The 13,643-nt window shown below is 53.6% G+C and carries 11 protein-coding genes and 2 tRNA genes; 12 read left to right on the plus strand and 1 reads right to left on the minus strand.

Going from position 1 to position 13,643, the window contains the following annotated elements; translation table 11 throughout:
- Positions 1 to 35 precede the first annotated feature (35 nt).
- From ftsH to RVY89_RS22360, 5 genes are all read left to right on the plus strand, one after another.
- A complete protein-coding gene (gene ftsH / locus RVY89_RS22340) occupies positions 36 to 1,970 on the plus strand; it encodes an ATP-dependent zinc metalloprotease FtsH (protein WP_010436002.1) in 1,935 nt (644 codons plus the stop codon).
- A gap of 98 nt (positions 1,971 to 2,068) precedes the next feature.
- Entirely contained in the window at positions 2,069 to 2,917 is an 849-nt protein-coding gene (gene folP / locus RVY89_RS22345) for a dihydropteroate synthase (protein WP_484826462.1), read from the plus strand.
- Positions 2,910 to 4,247, plus strand: coding sequence for a phosphoglucosamine mutase (gene glmM, locus RVY89_RS22350; RefSeq protein WP_013098919.1), 1,338 nt, complete (start codon positions 2,910 to 2,912; stop codon positions 4,245 to 4,247). The genes folP and glmM overlap by 8 nt, the downstream gene beginning before the upstream one ends.
- 223 nt (positions 4,248 to 4,470) lie before the next feature.
- On the plus strand, positions 4,471 to 4,803 hold the full coding sequence (gene secG / locus RVY89_RS22355) for a preprotein translocase subunit SecG (RefSeq protein WP_023333590.1): 333 nt from the start codon (positions 4,471 to 4,473) through the stop codon (positions 4,801 to 4,803).
- Between the two features lie 9 nt (positions 4,804 to 4,812).
- Positions 4,813 to 4,899, plus strand: a tRNA-Leu gene (locus RVY89_RS22360).
- 187 nt (positions 4,900 to 5,086) lie between these two features.
- On the opposite strand, the gene argG is transcribed toward RVY89_RS22360, so the two are convergent.
- Positions 5,087 to 6,433 carry an argininosuccinate synthase gene (argG, locus tag RVY89_RS22365; RefSeq protein ID WP_014833433.1) on the minus strand — a complete coding sequence of 449 codons (1,347 nt, stop codon included), beginning with the start codon at positions 6,431 to 6,433 and terminating at the stop codon, positions 5,087 to 5,089.
- A gap of 287 nt (positions 6,434 to 6,720) precedes the next feature.
- Between argG and RVY89_RS22370 the strand changes: the two genes are divergently transcribed.
- From RVY89_RS22370 to rpsO, 7 genes are all read left to right on the plus strand, one after another.
- Positions 6,721 to 6,797 (plus strand) — tRNA-Met (locus tag RVY89_RS22370).
- A 207-nt stretch (positions 6,798 to 7,004) separates the two neighbouring features.
- Positions 7,005 to 7,457: a ribosome maturation factor RimP gene (gene rimP / locus RVY89_RS22375; RefSeq protein ID WP_014833432.1), complete on the plus strand. Its 453-nt coding sequence runs from the start codon at positions 7,005 to 7,007 to the stop codon at positions 7,455 to 7,457.
- A 28-nt stretch (positions 7,458 to 7,485) separates the two neighbouring features.
- Positions 7,486 to 8,988, plus strand: a complete 1,503-nt coding sequence (gene nusA / locus RVY89_RS22380; protein ID WP_029739628.1) for a transcription termination factor NusA — start codon at positions 7,486 to 7,488, stop codon at positions 8,986 to 8,988.
- Positions 8,989 to 9,012: 24 nt separating this feature from the next.
- On the plus strand, positions 9,013 to 11,700 hold the full coding sequence (infB, locus tag RVY89_RS22385; RefSeq protein ID WP_048992084.1) for a translation initiation factor IF-2: 2,688 nt from the start codon (positions 9,013 to 9,015) through the stop codon (positions 11,698 to 11,700).
- A gap of 89 nt (positions 11,701 to 11,789) precedes the next feature.
- Positions 11,790 to 12,194 (plus strand): 30S ribosome-binding factor RbfA, encoded by a 405-nt coding sequence (gene rbfA / locus RVY89_RS22390; protein ID WP_003024988.1) that lies wholly within the window; start codon positions 11,790 to 11,792, stop codon positions 12,192 to 12,194.
- Positions 12,194 to 13,144: a tRNA pseudouridine(55) synthase TruB gene (truB, locus tag RVY89_RS22395; RefSeq protein WP_484826463.1), complete on the plus strand. Its 951-nt coding sequence runs from the start codon at positions 12,194 to 12,196 to the stop codon at positions 13,142 to 13,144. Before rbfA ends, truB begins: the two co-directional genes overlap by 1 nt.
- Positions 13,145 to 13,298: 154 nt before the next feature.
- Positions 13,299 to 13,568, plus strand: a complete 270-nt coding sequence (gene rpsO, locus RVY89_RS22400) for a 30S ribosomal protein S15 (RefSeq protein ID WP_003861789.1) — start codon at positions 13,299 to 13,301, stop codon at positions 13,566 to 13,568.
- Positions 13,569 to 13,643 lie beyond the last annotated feature (75 nt).

The raw sequence follows: 13,643 nt of genomic DNA on the forward strand, positions 1-13,643 counted from the left end.
CACAGTTGTAATATGAGGTTAATCCCTTGAGTGACATGGCGAAAAACCTAATACTCTGGCTGGTCATTGCCGTTGTGCTGATGTCAGTATTCCAGAGCTTTGGGCCCAGCGAGTCGAATGGCCGCAAGGTGGATTATTCTACCTTCCTGCAGGAGGTCAATCAGGACCAGGTTCGCGAAGCGCGTATCAACGGACGTGAGATCAACGTTACCAAGAAAGATAGTAACCGTTACACGACTTACATCCCGGTGAACGATCCTAAGCTGCTTGATAACCTTCTGACCAAAAACGTCAAGGTAGTTGGCGAGCCGCCAGAAGAACCAAGCCTGCTGGCTTCTATCTTCATTTCCTGGTTCCCGATGCTGCTTCTTATCGGCGTCTGGATCTTCTTTATGCGCCAGATGCAGGGCGGCGGTGGCAAAGGTGCCATGTCGTTCGGTAAGAGCAAGGCGCGTATGCTGACGGAAGACCAGATCAAGACCACGTTTGCTGACGTCGCCGGGTGTGACGAAGCGAAAGAAGAGGTCGGTGAACTGGTTGAATACCTGCGTGAACCGAGCCGTTTCCAGAAGCTGGGCGGTAAGATCCCGAAAGGCGTGCTGATGGTTGGCCCTCCGGGTACCGGTAAAACCCTGCTGGCGAAAGCCATTGCGGGTGAAGCGAAGGTGCCGTTCTTTACTATTTCAGGTTCTGACTTCGTTGAAATGTTCGTGGGTGTCGGTGCATCTCGTGTGCGTGACATGTTCGAGCAGGCCAAGAAGGCAGCACCGTGCATTATCTTCATCGATGAAATCGACGCCGTAGGCCGCCAGCGTGGCGCAGGTCTGGGCGGTGGTCACGATGAACGTGAACAGACGCTGAACCAGATGCTGGTTGAGATGGACGGCTTCGAAGGTAACGAAGGTATCATCGTTATCGCGGCGACTAACCGTCCGGACGTACTTGACCCTGCGCTGCTGCGTCCAGGCCGTTTCGACCGTCAGGTTGTCGTGGGTCTGCCGGACGTTCGCGGTCGTGAACAGATTCTGAAAGTTCACATGCGTCGCGTACCGCTGGCGCCAGATATCGATGCGGCAATCATTGCGCGCGGTACCCCGGGCTTCTCCGGTGCGGACCTGGCTAACCTGGTCAACGAAGCAGCTCTGTTTGCCGCTCGCGGTAACAAGCGCGTGGTGTCCATGGTGGAGTTCGAGAAAGCGAAAGACAAAATCATGATGGGTGCGGAACGTCGCTCCATGGTGATGACGGAAGCGCAGAAAGAGTCCACGGCATACCACGAAGCGGGTCACGCGATTATCGGTCGCCTCGTACCGGAACACGATCCGGTGCATAAAGTGACGATTATTCCGCGCGGTCGTGCGCTGGGTGTGACCTTCTTCCTGCCTGAAGGCGACGCGATCAGCGCCAGCCGTCAGAAACTGGAAAGTCAGATTTCTACCCTGTACGGTGGTCGCCTGGCAGAAGAGATTATCTACGGTGTGGAACATGTTTCTACCGGTGCGTCCAACGACATCAAAGTCGCGACAAACCTGGCGCGTAACATGGTGACGCAGTGGGGCTTCTCCGACAAACTCGGTCCGCTGCTGTATGCAGAGGAAGAGGGTGAAGTCTTCCTGGGCCGTTCTGTGGCGAAAGCGAAACATATGTCCGATGAGACGGCTCGCATCATCGACCAGGAAGTAAAATCTCTGGTAGAGCGTAACTATGCACGTGCACGCCAGATCCTGAACGACAATATGGACATCCTGCATTCGATGAAAGATGCGCTCATGAAATATGAGACCATCGATGCACCGCAGATTGACGACCTGATGGCGCGCCGTGAAGTCCGTCCGCCAGCAGGCTGGGAAGACCCAGGCGCTTCCAATAATTCTGACAACAATGGCACCCCGCGTGCGCCGCGTCCGGTTGATGAACCGCGTACGCCAAACCCGGGCAATACCATGTCAGAACAGTTGGGCGATAAGTAAGTCACTGCTGTTGACGCGTTTGTCTGTACCTCAAACCCTGGAGCTTGCTCCGGGGTTTTTCATTTCTGTTTAACGATATAGATATCAGGGATTTCGCCATGAAATTATTCGCTCAGGACTCGCATCTCGATCTCTCACATCCCCATGTGATGGGGATCCTGAATGTTACCCCTGACTCCTTCTCTGACGGCGGCACGCATAACACGCTTATCGAGGCGGTTAAGCACGCGAATTTAATGATTAATGCGGGCGCCACCATCATTGACGTTGGCGGCGAATCGACGCGTCCTGGTGCGGCGGACGTGTCTGTGGAAGAAGAACTGGCGCGAGTGGTGCCGGTGGTTGAAGCGATTGCACAGCGGTTTGAAGTGTGGATCTCCGTTGATACTTCAAAACCAGAAGTGATTCGTGAAGTGGCGAGAGTGGGCGCTCACATTATTAATGATATTCGCTCACTCACTGAGCCTGGCGCACTTGAAGCCGCGGCAGAGACGGGGTTACCGGTATGCCTGATGCACATGCAGGGCATACCGAAAACTATGCAGGAAGCACCGAAGTATGACGATGTCTTTGCCGACGTGAATCGCTTCTTTATTGAGCATATTGCACGCTGTGAACGTGCCGGTATCCCAAAAGAGAAATTGCTGCTCGACCCGGGGTTCGGTTTCGGTAAAAATCTCTCCCACAATTATGCGTTGCTTGCGCGCTTATCGGAATTCCATCATTTTGGCCTGCCGTTACTGGTGGGAATGTCGAGAAAGTCGATGATTGGGCAGTTGCTGAACGTAGGGCCGAGCGAACGCCTGAGCGGCAGCCTGGCCTGCGCGGTGATTGCGGCGATGCAGGGTGCGCACATTATTCGTGTCCATGACGTCAAAGAAACAGTAGAAGCCATGCGTGTGGTGGAAGCCACACTGGCAGCGAAGGAAAACAAACGCTATGAGTAATCGTAAATATTTTGGTACCGACGGTATCCGTGGGCGTGTAGGCGATGCTCCCATCACCCCTGATTTTGTCCTGAAGCTCGGCTGGGCTGCGGGCAAGGTACTGGCGCGTCATGGTTCACGTAAAATTATCATCGGTAAAGACACCCGTATTTCGGGCTATATGCTGGAGTCTGCGCTTGAAGCGGGTCTGGCGGCGGCGGGGCTGTCTGCCTCCTTTACTGGCCCAATGCCAACGCCTGCAGTCGCGTATCTGACACGCACCTTCCGTGCGGAAGCGGGGATTGTCATCTCAGCTTCTCACAACCCGTTCTACGACAACGGCATTAAATTTTTCTCCATTGACGGCACCAAGCTCCCGGATGACGTGGAAGAAGCCATTGAAGCCGAAATGGAAAAAGAGATCACCTGTGTTGATTCCGCAGAGCTGGGGAAAGCGAACCGTATCGTTGATGCGGCGGGTCGCTATATCGAATTCTGTAAAGGCACCTTCCCGAATGAGCTGAGCCTGGCTCATCTGAAAATTGTGGTGGACTGTGCTAATGGCGCGACCTACCACATCGCCCCGAATGTTTTCCGCGAACTGGGTGCGAAAGTAATTACCATTGGCTGCGAGCCGGATGGTCTGAACATTAACGAGCAGGTGGGTGCAACTGACGTTCGTGCCCTGCAGGCGCGTGTTCTGGCGGAGAAAGCCGATCTGGGTATTGCGCTGGACGGCGACGGTGACCGCGTGATCATGGTTGACCACGAAGGTAACAAGGTCGACGGCGATCAGATCCTCTATATCATTGCCCGTGAAGGTCTGCGTCAAGGCCAGCTGCGCGGCGGTGCGGTAGGTACGCTGATGAGTAACATGGGCCTGGAACTGGCGCTGAAGCAGCTCGGTATTCCGTTCGTTCGCGCGAAAGTGGGTGACCGCTATGTGCTGGAAAAATTGCAGGAGAAGGGCTGGCGCATTGGCGCTGAGAACTCAGGTCACGTGATCCTGCTCGACAAAACCACCACCGGTGATGGTATTGTGGCCGCGCTGCAGGTGGTTGCCGCAATGGCGCGCAACCATATGAGCCTGCACGATCTGTGCAGCGGCATGAAAATGTTCCCACAGATTCTGGTCAACGTACGTTTCACTGCCGGCAAAGGCGACCCGCTGGAAAATGATAACGTGAAAGCGGTGATGGCTGACGTTGAAGCGGCCCTGGGCAATCGGGGACGCGTGCTGCTGCGTAAGTCAGGTACCGAACCGCTGATCCGCGTGATGGTGGAAGGTGAAGACGAAGCGCAGGTAACCGAGTTTGCACACCGTATCGCGGATGCTGTAAAAGCTGCATAATCGTGCACGCTAAATGTATAAAAAGGCGGCTATTGCCGCCTTTGTTTTGAGCAATTAATGGCTTTTTGCTGTTTTTTTCCGCAGTTGATACAATGCGTCAAAAATGCCCTTGCGAAGGCCATTCGCTTTGGTTAGTATTCACACCCGCTTCAGTGGGAAACAAAAATCCTGCTAATTGGTCGAAGCATTGGTATGCGGCAAATCCGCAAGGAACAGGTTGATTATGTACGAAGCTCTTTTAGTTATTTTCCTTATTGTAGCCATCGCTCTCGTAGCGCTGATTATGCTGCAGCAAGGTAAAGGCGCTGATATGGGAGCCTCCTTCGGAGCAGGCGCTTCCGGTACGCTGTTTGGTTCAAGTGGTTCTGCGAACTTCATGACCCGCACTACGGCGATTCTGGCTACGCTGTTCTTCATCATCAGTCTGGTGCTTGGCAATATCAACAGCAACAAGACCAGCAAAGGAAGCGAGTGGGAAAATCTGAGCGCGCCAGCGAAAACTGAGCAAACTCAGCCAGCTGCACCGGCTAAGCCAACCAGCGATATCCCGCACTAAGTATTCTGTACCGAGGTGGTGGAATTGGTAGACACGCTACCTTGAGGTGGTAGTGCCCTAACGGGCTTGTGGGTTCGAGTCCCATCCTCGGTACCAATATTCCAGAAGAAAGACGTCGAAAGACGTCTTTTTTTTCGTCTGTAGATTATGTGTTACCGATCTTTTGTAGGGTGGGTAAGCGCATCGCCACCCGCCGTTTTGCCCGGTGCGCTGCGCTTACCGGGCCTACGAAATCCAAATAAAAAAGGCGTCCCAGGACGCCTTTTGCATGCTACATCAGCGATTACTTCTTATCGCTGTGTTCCAGATTCTCAACCTGCGGCAGGCCGTTACCGGAACTGGCGGAAAGCAGGCCATTCTCAACATAGTTGAATAGCTTCTCGCGGGTATCGGTGATATCCAGATTACGCATGGTCAGCTGGCCAATACGATCGTCCGGTGAGAACACGGATTCACCTTTCTCCATGGTCAGACGCTCTGCTTTATAGGTCAGATTGTCAGACACGGTGTTCAGGATGGAGTAGTCATTACCGCGACGCAGTTCCAGGGTCACTTCACCGGTGATTGCACTCGCCACCCAACGCTGCAGCGCATCACGCAGCATCAGCGCCTGCGGATCGAACCAGCGGCCCTGATACAGCAGTTTGCCCAGCTGACGGCCATGAGAGTGATACTGCTCAATGGTGTCTTCGTTGTGAATGCCGGTCAGCAGACGCTCGTAAGCGATGTGCAGCAGCGCCATTCCCGGGGCTTCATAGATGCCGCGGCTTTTCGCCTCGATGATACGGTTTTCAATCTGATCGCTCATACCCAGACCGTGACGACCGCCAATACGGTTAGCTTCCAGCATCAGCTCCACATCGTCAGAGAAGGTTTTACCGTTCAGCGCAACCGGATGGCCGCGTTCGAAACGCACGGTCACTTCTTCTGCCGGGATCTTCACGTTCTCGTCCCAGAACTTCACGCCCATGATCGGGTTAACGATCTTCACGCTGGAGTTCAGGAATTCCAGGTCTTTCGCTTCGTGCGTCGCACCCAGCATGTTGGAGTCGGTGGAATAGGCTTTTTCGACTGACATTTTATAGTCAAAACCGCAGGCGATCATAAACTCGGACATCTCATGACGACCACCCAGCTCGTCGATGAAGTCGGTATCCAGCCACGGTTTGTAAATCTGCAGTTCGGCGTTGGTCAGCAGGCCATAGCGATAGAAACGTTCGATATCGTTTCCTTTATAGGTGCTGCCGTCACCCCAGATATTGACGCCGTCTTCTTTCATGGCGGCAACCAGCATGGTGCCGGTAACCGCACGGCCCAGCGGGGTGGTGTTGAAATAGGTCAGGCCGCCGGTGGTGTTATGGAATGCACCACATTGAATAGCCGCGATACCTTCAGCGACCAGTTGCTTACGGCAGTCAATCAGGCGCGCGTTCTCTGCACCATACTCTTTAGCGCGACGAGGAATGGCATCATAGTCGTCCTCATCCGGCTGACCCAGGTTCGCAGTATAGGCATACGGAACCGCTCCCTTCTGGCGCATCCACAGCAGTGCAGCGCTGGTATCCAGGCCACCTGAGAAAGCGATGCCAATACGTTGTCCAACCGGAAGATGCTTGAGAATCGTCGTCATAGAATAAAACCCTGCTTGATTGACTGATTAGAGACCGCTTTCGCTCTCTTGTGCATTTTTATGCAAAATAAGTGAGTATTCATTTAATCATCTTTTGGCGAAGACCGGAAGAGAGTCGTGCGTTTTTTGTAAAAATTTTGGTCTGATCGATCTGGCGGAAGTCGCCTTGACAGGTGGGGTCAACTATCAATATACTAAACGCCGATTTTACGTCCCGTCTTCGGTACCAAATCCCAGCATTATTTGCAAATTCTGTCCAAAACGCGTAGAATTTGCCACGTTTCAGGCGCGGGGTGGAGCAGCCTGGTAGCTCGTCGGGCTCATAACCCGAAGGTCGTCGGTTCAAATCCGGCCCCCGCAACCACTTTCCCATAAAGTTCTTTTTCAAATATACTGTGAAGACTTAGAGCCTTCGTAGCTGGATTTGAAAAAATTCTTTCGGAAAGTGCTCCAGGCCACAGTTGTGGCTATAGGGTTCAGTTATCTAAAGCCCCGATTTATCGGGGTTTTTTGTTATCTGACTACAGAATAACTGGGCTTTACGCCCTTTTTTTATGTCTTGGGGGTGGGCTTGTCCACATTAGAGCAAAAATTAACAGAGATGATTACTGCACCGGTCGAAGCACTGGGCTACGAACTGGTCGGCATCGAATTCGTTCGCGGCCGTACATCGACGCTGCGCATCTATATTGATAGTGAAGATGGCATCAATGTTGATGATTGTGCTGATGTCAGCCACCAGGTGAGTGCGGTTCTTGATGTTGAAGACCCGATTACCGTTGCGTACAACCTGGAAGTTTCCTCACCTGGCCTCGATCGCCCGATGTTCACGGCCGAGCACTATGTGCGCTTTACCGGTGAAGAAGTGGCTCTCGTTCTGCGTATGGCCGTACAGAACCGCCGTAAATGGCAGGGAATTATCAAAGCCGTTGATGGTGAAATGATCACGGTGACAGTCGAAGGCAAAGATGAAGTGTTCGCGCTGAGTAATATCCAGAAGGCGAACCTGGTTCCCCACTTTTAACAGTCTGGATTGAGGTGAAAAGCCCGCGATGAACAAAGAAATTTTGGCTGTTGTTGAAGCCGTCTCCAACGAGAAATCACTGCCGCGTGAGAAGATTTTCGAAGCGCTGGAAAGTGCACTGGCTACAGCAACCAAGAAAAAATACGAACAAGAGATCGATGTTCGCGTAGAAATCGATCGTAAAAGCGGTGACTTCGATACATTCCGTCGTTGGGTAATCGTTGAAGAAGTGACCCAGCCGACCAAAGAGATCACGCTGGAAGCCGCCCGTTTTGAAGACGAAAGTCTGAACGTGGGTGAGTACGTTGAAGATCAGATTGAATCTGTGACCTTCGACCGTATCACCACCCAGACCGCTAAACAGGTTATCGTGCAGAAAGTGCGTGAAGCCGAGCGTGCGCTGGTTGTCGATCAGTTCCGCGATCAGGAAGGCGAGATCATCACCGGCGTGGTGAAGAAAGTGAACCGCGACAACATCTCCCTGGAGATCAAATCCGAAGGGTTGCCGGGTAACGCTGAAGCCGTGATCCTGCGTGAAGATATGCTGCCGCGTGAAAACTTCCGCCCAGGCGACCGTATTCGCGGCGTTCTGTACGCCGTTCGCCCTGAAGCGCGTGGTGCACAGCTGTTCGTGACCCGTTCTAAACCAGAAATGCTGGTAGAACTGTTCCGTATCGAAGTACCGGAAATCGGTGAAGAAGTTATCGAGATTAAAGCGGCGGCTCGCGATCCGGGCTCCCGTGCGAAAATTGCGGTGAAAACCAACGACAAGCGTATCGACCCGGTCGGTGCTTGCGTCGGTATGCGCGGTGCGCGTGTCCAGGCAGTTTCTACTGAGCTGGGCGGCGAACGTATTGATATCGTTCTGTGGGATGACAACCCGGCGCAGTTCGTGATCAACGCAATGGCTCCAGCTGATGTGGCGTCTATCGTTGTTGACGAAGACAAACACACCATGGATATCGCTGTTGAAGCGGGCAACCTGGCGCAGGCAATCGGCCGTAACGGTCAGAACGTACGCCTGGCGTCGCAGCTGAGCGGCTGGGAACTCAACGTAATGACCGTTGATGACCTGCAGGCTAAGCATCAGGCTGAAGCCCATGCGGCGATCGACACCTTCACTAAATACCTGGATATTGACGAAGACTTCGCCACTGTTCTGGTTGAAGAAGGTTTCTCTACGCTGGAAGAACTGGCCTATGTGCCAATGAAAGAGCTGCTGGAAATTGACGGTCTGGATGAACCAACCGTTGAAGCCCTGCGTGAACGCGCTAAAAACGCACTGACCACCCTGGCACTGGCTCAGGAAGAAAGCCTTGGCGATAAGAAGCCGGCTGATGACCTGCTGAATCTGGAAGGTCTTGATCGTGCGATTGCGTTCAAGCTGGCTGCCCGTGGTGTTTGTACGCTGGAAGATCTCGCTGAGCAAGGCGTTGATGACCTGGCTGATATCGAAGGTTTAACCGACGAGAAAGCCGGCGAGCTCATCATGGCCGCACGTAATATTTGCTGGTTCGGCGACGAAGCGTAATAAACTGTAGCAGGAAGGAACAGCATGACTGATGTAACTGTAAAATCGCTGGCTGCTGAGATTCAGACCTCCGTGGACCGCCTGGTACAGCAATTTGCTGATGCAGGGATCCCGAAGTCCGCTGATGACTCGGTGACCGCGCAAGAAAAACAAACCTTGTTAACGCACCTGAACCGTGAACACGGTTCTACGCCTGACAAGTTGACGCTGCAGCGCAAAACGCGTAGCACGTTAAACATCCCTGGTACCGGTGGCAAAAGCAAATCGGTACAAATTGAAGTCCGCAAGACGCGCACCTTTGTAAAACGTGATCCGCAAGAGGCAGAACGCCTTGCTGCGGAAGAGCAGGCACAGCGTGAAGCGGAAGAACAAGCTCAGCGTGAGGCGGAAGCAGCCGCCAAACGTGAAGCAGAATTAAAAGCTGAACGTGAGGCCGCAGAAAAAGCGAAACGCGACGCAAGTGATAAAGTGAAGCGTGACGCTGCGGAAAAAGACAAAGTGAGCAATCAACAGACAGACGAAATGACCAAAACCGCCCAGGCTGAAAAAGCCCGCCGTGAAAATGAAGCTGCCGAGCTGAAGCGTAAAGCGGAAGAAGAAGCCCGCCGTAAGCTGGAAGAAGAAGCTCGCCGCGTCGCCGAAGAAGCGCGCCGTATGGCAGAAGAAAACGAGAAGAATGGTGTGAATACCGTTGAGCCGACTGAAGACACCAGCGACTATCACGTGACCACTTCTCAGCATGCGCGTCAGGCTGAAGATGATAACGACCGTGAAGTTGAAGGCGGTCGTGGCCGCGGCCGTAATGCAAAAGCTGCGCGTCCGGCGAAAAAAGGCAACAAGCACGCTGAATCCAAAGCTGACCGTGAAGAAGCACGCGCTGCAGTTCGCGGCGGTAAAGGCGGCAAGCGTAAAGGTTCTGCTCTGCAGCAGGGCTTCCAGAAGCCAGCTCAGGCCGTTAACCGTGACGTCGTGATCGGCGAAACCATCACCGTTGGCGAACTGGCGAACAAGATGGCAGTTAAAGGCTCTCAGGTCATCAAAGCGATGATGAAGCTGGGCGCTATGGCGACCATCAACCAGGTGATCGATCAGGAAACAGCACAGCTGGTTGCTGAAGAGATGGGCCACAAAGTTATCCTGCGTCGTGAAAACGAGCTGGAAGAAGCAGTAATGAGCGACCGTGACACAGGTGCAGCAGCAGAACCACGCGCACCGGTAGTGACCATCATGGGTCACGTTGACCACGGTAAAACCTCTCTGCTTGACTACATTCGTTCTACCAAGGTTGCCTCTGGCGAAGCGGGTGGTATTACCCAGCACATCGGTGCATACCACGTAGAAACTGACAACGGTATGATCACCTTCCTGGATACCCCAGGCCACGCCGCGTTTACCTCAATGCGTGCTCGTGGTGCTCAGGCGACGGATATCGTTGTTCTGGTTGTTGCTGCAGACGACGGCGTCATGCCGCAGACCATCGAAGCTATCCAGCATGCGAAAGCAGCAGGTGTACCGGTTGTGGTTGCAGTTAACAAGATCGATAAGCCAGAAGCGGATCCCGATCGTGTTAAAAACGAACTTTCCCAGTACGGTATTCTGCCGGAAGAGTGGGGCGGCGAAAGCCAGTTCGTACACGTGTCTGCGAAAGCGGGTACCGGTATCGACGAACTGCTGGACGCGATCCTGCTGCAGGCCGAAGTTCTGGAGCTGAAAGCCATCCGTAACGGTATGGCGAGCGGTGCGGTTATTGAATCCTTCCTGGATAAAGGACGTGGCCCGGTTGCTACCGTTCTGGTTCGCGAAGGTACGCTGCATAAAGGCGACATCGTTCTGTGCGGTTTCGAATACGGCCGCGTTCGCGCGATGCGTAACGAACTGGGTCAGGAAGTGCTGGAAGCGGGTCCGTCCATTCCAGTGGAAATCCTGGGTCTGTCCGGTGTTCCGGCTGCCGGTGACGAAGTGACCGTTGTGCGTGACGAGAAGAAAGCGCGTGAAGTTGCACTGTATCGTCAGGGCAAATTCCGTGAAGTTAAACTGGCTCGTCAGCAGAAATCTAAACTCGAGAACATGTTTGCCAACATGACCGAGGGCGAAGTCCACGAAGTGAACATCGTTCTGAAAGCTGACGTTCAGGGTTCTGTGGAAGCGATCTCCGACTCCTTGCTGAAACTGTCTACCGACGAAGTGAAAGTGAAGATCATCGGTTCTGGCGTAGGTGGTATCACCGAAACCGACGCGACCCTGGCTGCTGCCTCCAACGCTATCCTGGTTGGCTTCAACGTTCGTGCGGATGCATCTGCGCGTAAAGTGATTGAATCCGAAAGCCTGGATCTGCGTTACTACTCCGTCATCTATAACCTGATCGACGAAGTGAAAGCAGCGATGAGCGGCATGCTGTCTCCTGAGCTGAAACAGCAGATCATCGGTCTGGCTGAAGTACGTGACGTGTTCAAATCACCGAAATTCGGTGCGATCGCGGGCTGTATGGTTACCGAAGGTAACATCAAGCGTCACAACCCAATCCGCGTACTGCGTGACAACGTGGTTATCTACGAAGGCGAGCTGGAATCCCTGCGCCGCTTCAAAGATGACGTTAACGAAGTCCGTAACGGCATGGAATGTGGTATCGGCGTGAAGAACTACAACGACGTTCGCGTTGGCGATATGATCGAAGTGTTCGAGATCATCGAAATTCAGCGTACCATCGCTTAATTACCGATTGTAAGCCGGGATCGCCTCGCGCCACCCGGCAATAATTTCAAAAAGGGGCTTTAGCCCCTTTTTTGTCTGGAGAATTTATTATGGCGAAAGAATTTGGTCGCCCTCAGCGCGTAGCGCAGGAAATGCAGAAAGAGATCGCTCTCATTCTGCAACGTGAAATTAAAGACCCTCGCGTCGGCATGATGACCACCGTCTCCGGTGTCGAAATGTCCCGCGATTTGGCTTATGCAAAAGTGTTCGTCACCTTCCTGAACGATCAAGATGAAGCGGCAGTGAAAAACGGCATTAAAGCGCTGCAGGAAGCCTCTGGTTTCATCCGCTCCCTGCTTGGCAAAGCGATGCGTCTGCGTATCGTGCCTGAACTGACCTTCTTCTACGACAACTCGCTGGTCGAAGGTATGCGTATGTCCAACCTGGTGACCAGCGTGGTGAAACATGACGACGAGCGTCGTGTTAACCCGGCGGACGACAGCAAGGAGGACTAATGAGTCGTCCTCGTCGTCGTGGTCGCGACGTGCATGGTGTGCTGCTGCTGGATAAACCCCAGGGCGCTTCCAGCAACGACGTGCTGCAGAAAGTTAAGCGTATTTATAACGCCAACCGTGCGGGCCACACCGGCGCGCTCGATCCGCTGGCAACCGGCATGCTGCCGGTCTGCCTGGGAGAGGCGACAAAGTTTTCCCAGTACCTGCTCGACTCCGATAAGCGCTACCGCGTTATCGCTAAGCTGGGCCAGCGCACGGATACCTCCGACGCGGATGGCCAGGTGGTAGAAGAGCGTCCGGTGACCTTCAGCGCGGAACAGCTTGCTGCTGCGCTGGAGAGCTTCCGTGGGGACACGATGCAGGTGCCGTCGATGTATTCGGCGCTGAAATATCAGGGAAAAAAACTCTACGAATACGCGCGCCAGGGCATTGAAGTCCCGCGTGAAGCTCGTCCGATAACCGTATATGAGCTGCTGTTTATTCGCCACGAAGGTGATGAGCTGGAGCTGGAAGTACACTGTTCGAAAGGGACGTACATTCGCACCATCATCGACGACCTCGGTGAAAAACTGGGCTGCGGCGCGCATGTGATTTACCTGCGCCGCCTTGCGGTGAGCAAGTATCCGGTGGAGCGGATGGTAACCCTGGAACATCTGCGCGAGCTGTTAGAGCAGGCGGAAGCGCAGGGGATCGCGCCGGCAGATTTGCTGGATCCATTGCTGATGCCGATGGACAGTCCGGCAGCGGACTTCCCGGTTGTTAATCTTCCTTTAACATCCTCCGTTTACTTTAAGAACGGCAACCCGGTTCGTACGGCACAAGCGCCGCTGGAAGGACTGGTACGCGTGACCGAAGGTGACGAAGGAAAATTCATCGGTATGGGCGAAATGGATGGTGAAGGGCGCGTTGCGCCGCGTCGTCTGGTCGTCGAGTATCCGGTCGAAGCATGACGGTGATGACGGCTCGCCTTGCGATAAGCAGGGGAGACGAGTAGAATATCGCCGCTTAACGCCTGGTAAATTGTTTAACAATCTGCGGGGCGTACATGGGGTCGCTGAATTAGAGATCGGCACCCTTACATTCTTTATACTTTGGAGTTTGAAAATGTCTCTAAGCGTTGAAGCTAAAGCTAAAATCGTTTCTGAGTTTGGTCGTGGTACTAACGACAGCGGTTCTACCGAAGTTCAGGTTGCACTGCTGACTGCACAGATTAACCACCTGCAGGGTCACTTTGCAGAGCACAAAAAAGATCACCACAGCCGTCGTGGTCTGCTGCGTATGGTTTCTCAGCGTCGTAAACTGCTCGACTACCTGAAACGTAAAGATGTTGCACGCTACACCGCGCTGATCGAGCGTCTGGGTCTGCGTCGCTAAGTCTTGCGAGTTTCAGAAAAGGGGGCCTGATGGCCCCTTTTTTCAACCAGACGGCAGCAATTCACTGGAAACTAT

It is taken from the genome of Enterobacter sp. 3U4, from assembly GCF_057224565.1.

What these genes read in the sequence shown, in the direction of transcription:
- argG (WP_014833433.1), bottom strand. Translation starts at nt 6,433, where the DNA reads ATGACGACGATTCTCAAGCATCTTCCGGTTGGACAACGTATTGGCATC.
- ftsH (WP_010436002.1), top strand. Translation starts at nt 36, where the DNA reads ATGGCGAAAAACCTAATACTCTGGCTGGTCATTGCCGTTGTGCTGATG.
- folP (WP_484826462.1), top strand. Translation starts at nt 2,069, where the DNA reads ATGAAATTATTCGCTCAGGACTCGCATCTCGATCTCTCACATCCCCAT.
- secG (WP_023333590.1), top strand. Translation starts at nt 4,471, where the DNA reads ATGTACGAAGCTCTTTTAGTTATTTTCCTTATTGTAGCCATCGCTCTC.
- infB (WP_048992084.1), top strand. Translation starts at nt 9,013, where the DNA reads ATGACTGATGTAACTGTAAAATCGCTGGCTGCTGAGATTCAGACCTCC.
- rbfA (WP_003024988.1), top strand. Translation starts at nt 11,790, where the DNA reads ATGGCGAAAGAATTTGGTCGCCCTCAGCGCGTAGCGCAGGAAATGCAG.
- glmM (WP_013098919.1), top strand. Translation starts at nt 2,910, where the DNA reads ATGAGTAATCGTAAATATTTTGGTACCGACGGTATCCGTGGGCGTGTA.
- nusA (WP_029739628.1), top strand. Translation starts at nt 7,486, where the DNA reads ATGAACAAAGAAATTTTGGCTGTTGTTGAAGCCGTCTCCAACGAGAAA.
- truB (WP_484826463.1), top strand. Translation starts at nt 12,194, where the DNA reads ATGAGTCGTCCTCGTCGTCGTGGTCGCGACGTGCATGGTGTGCTGCTG.
- rpsO (WP_003861789.1), top strand. Translation starts at nt 13,299, where the DNA reads ATGTCTCTAAGCGTTGAAGCTAAAGCTAAAATCGTTTCTGAGTTTGGT.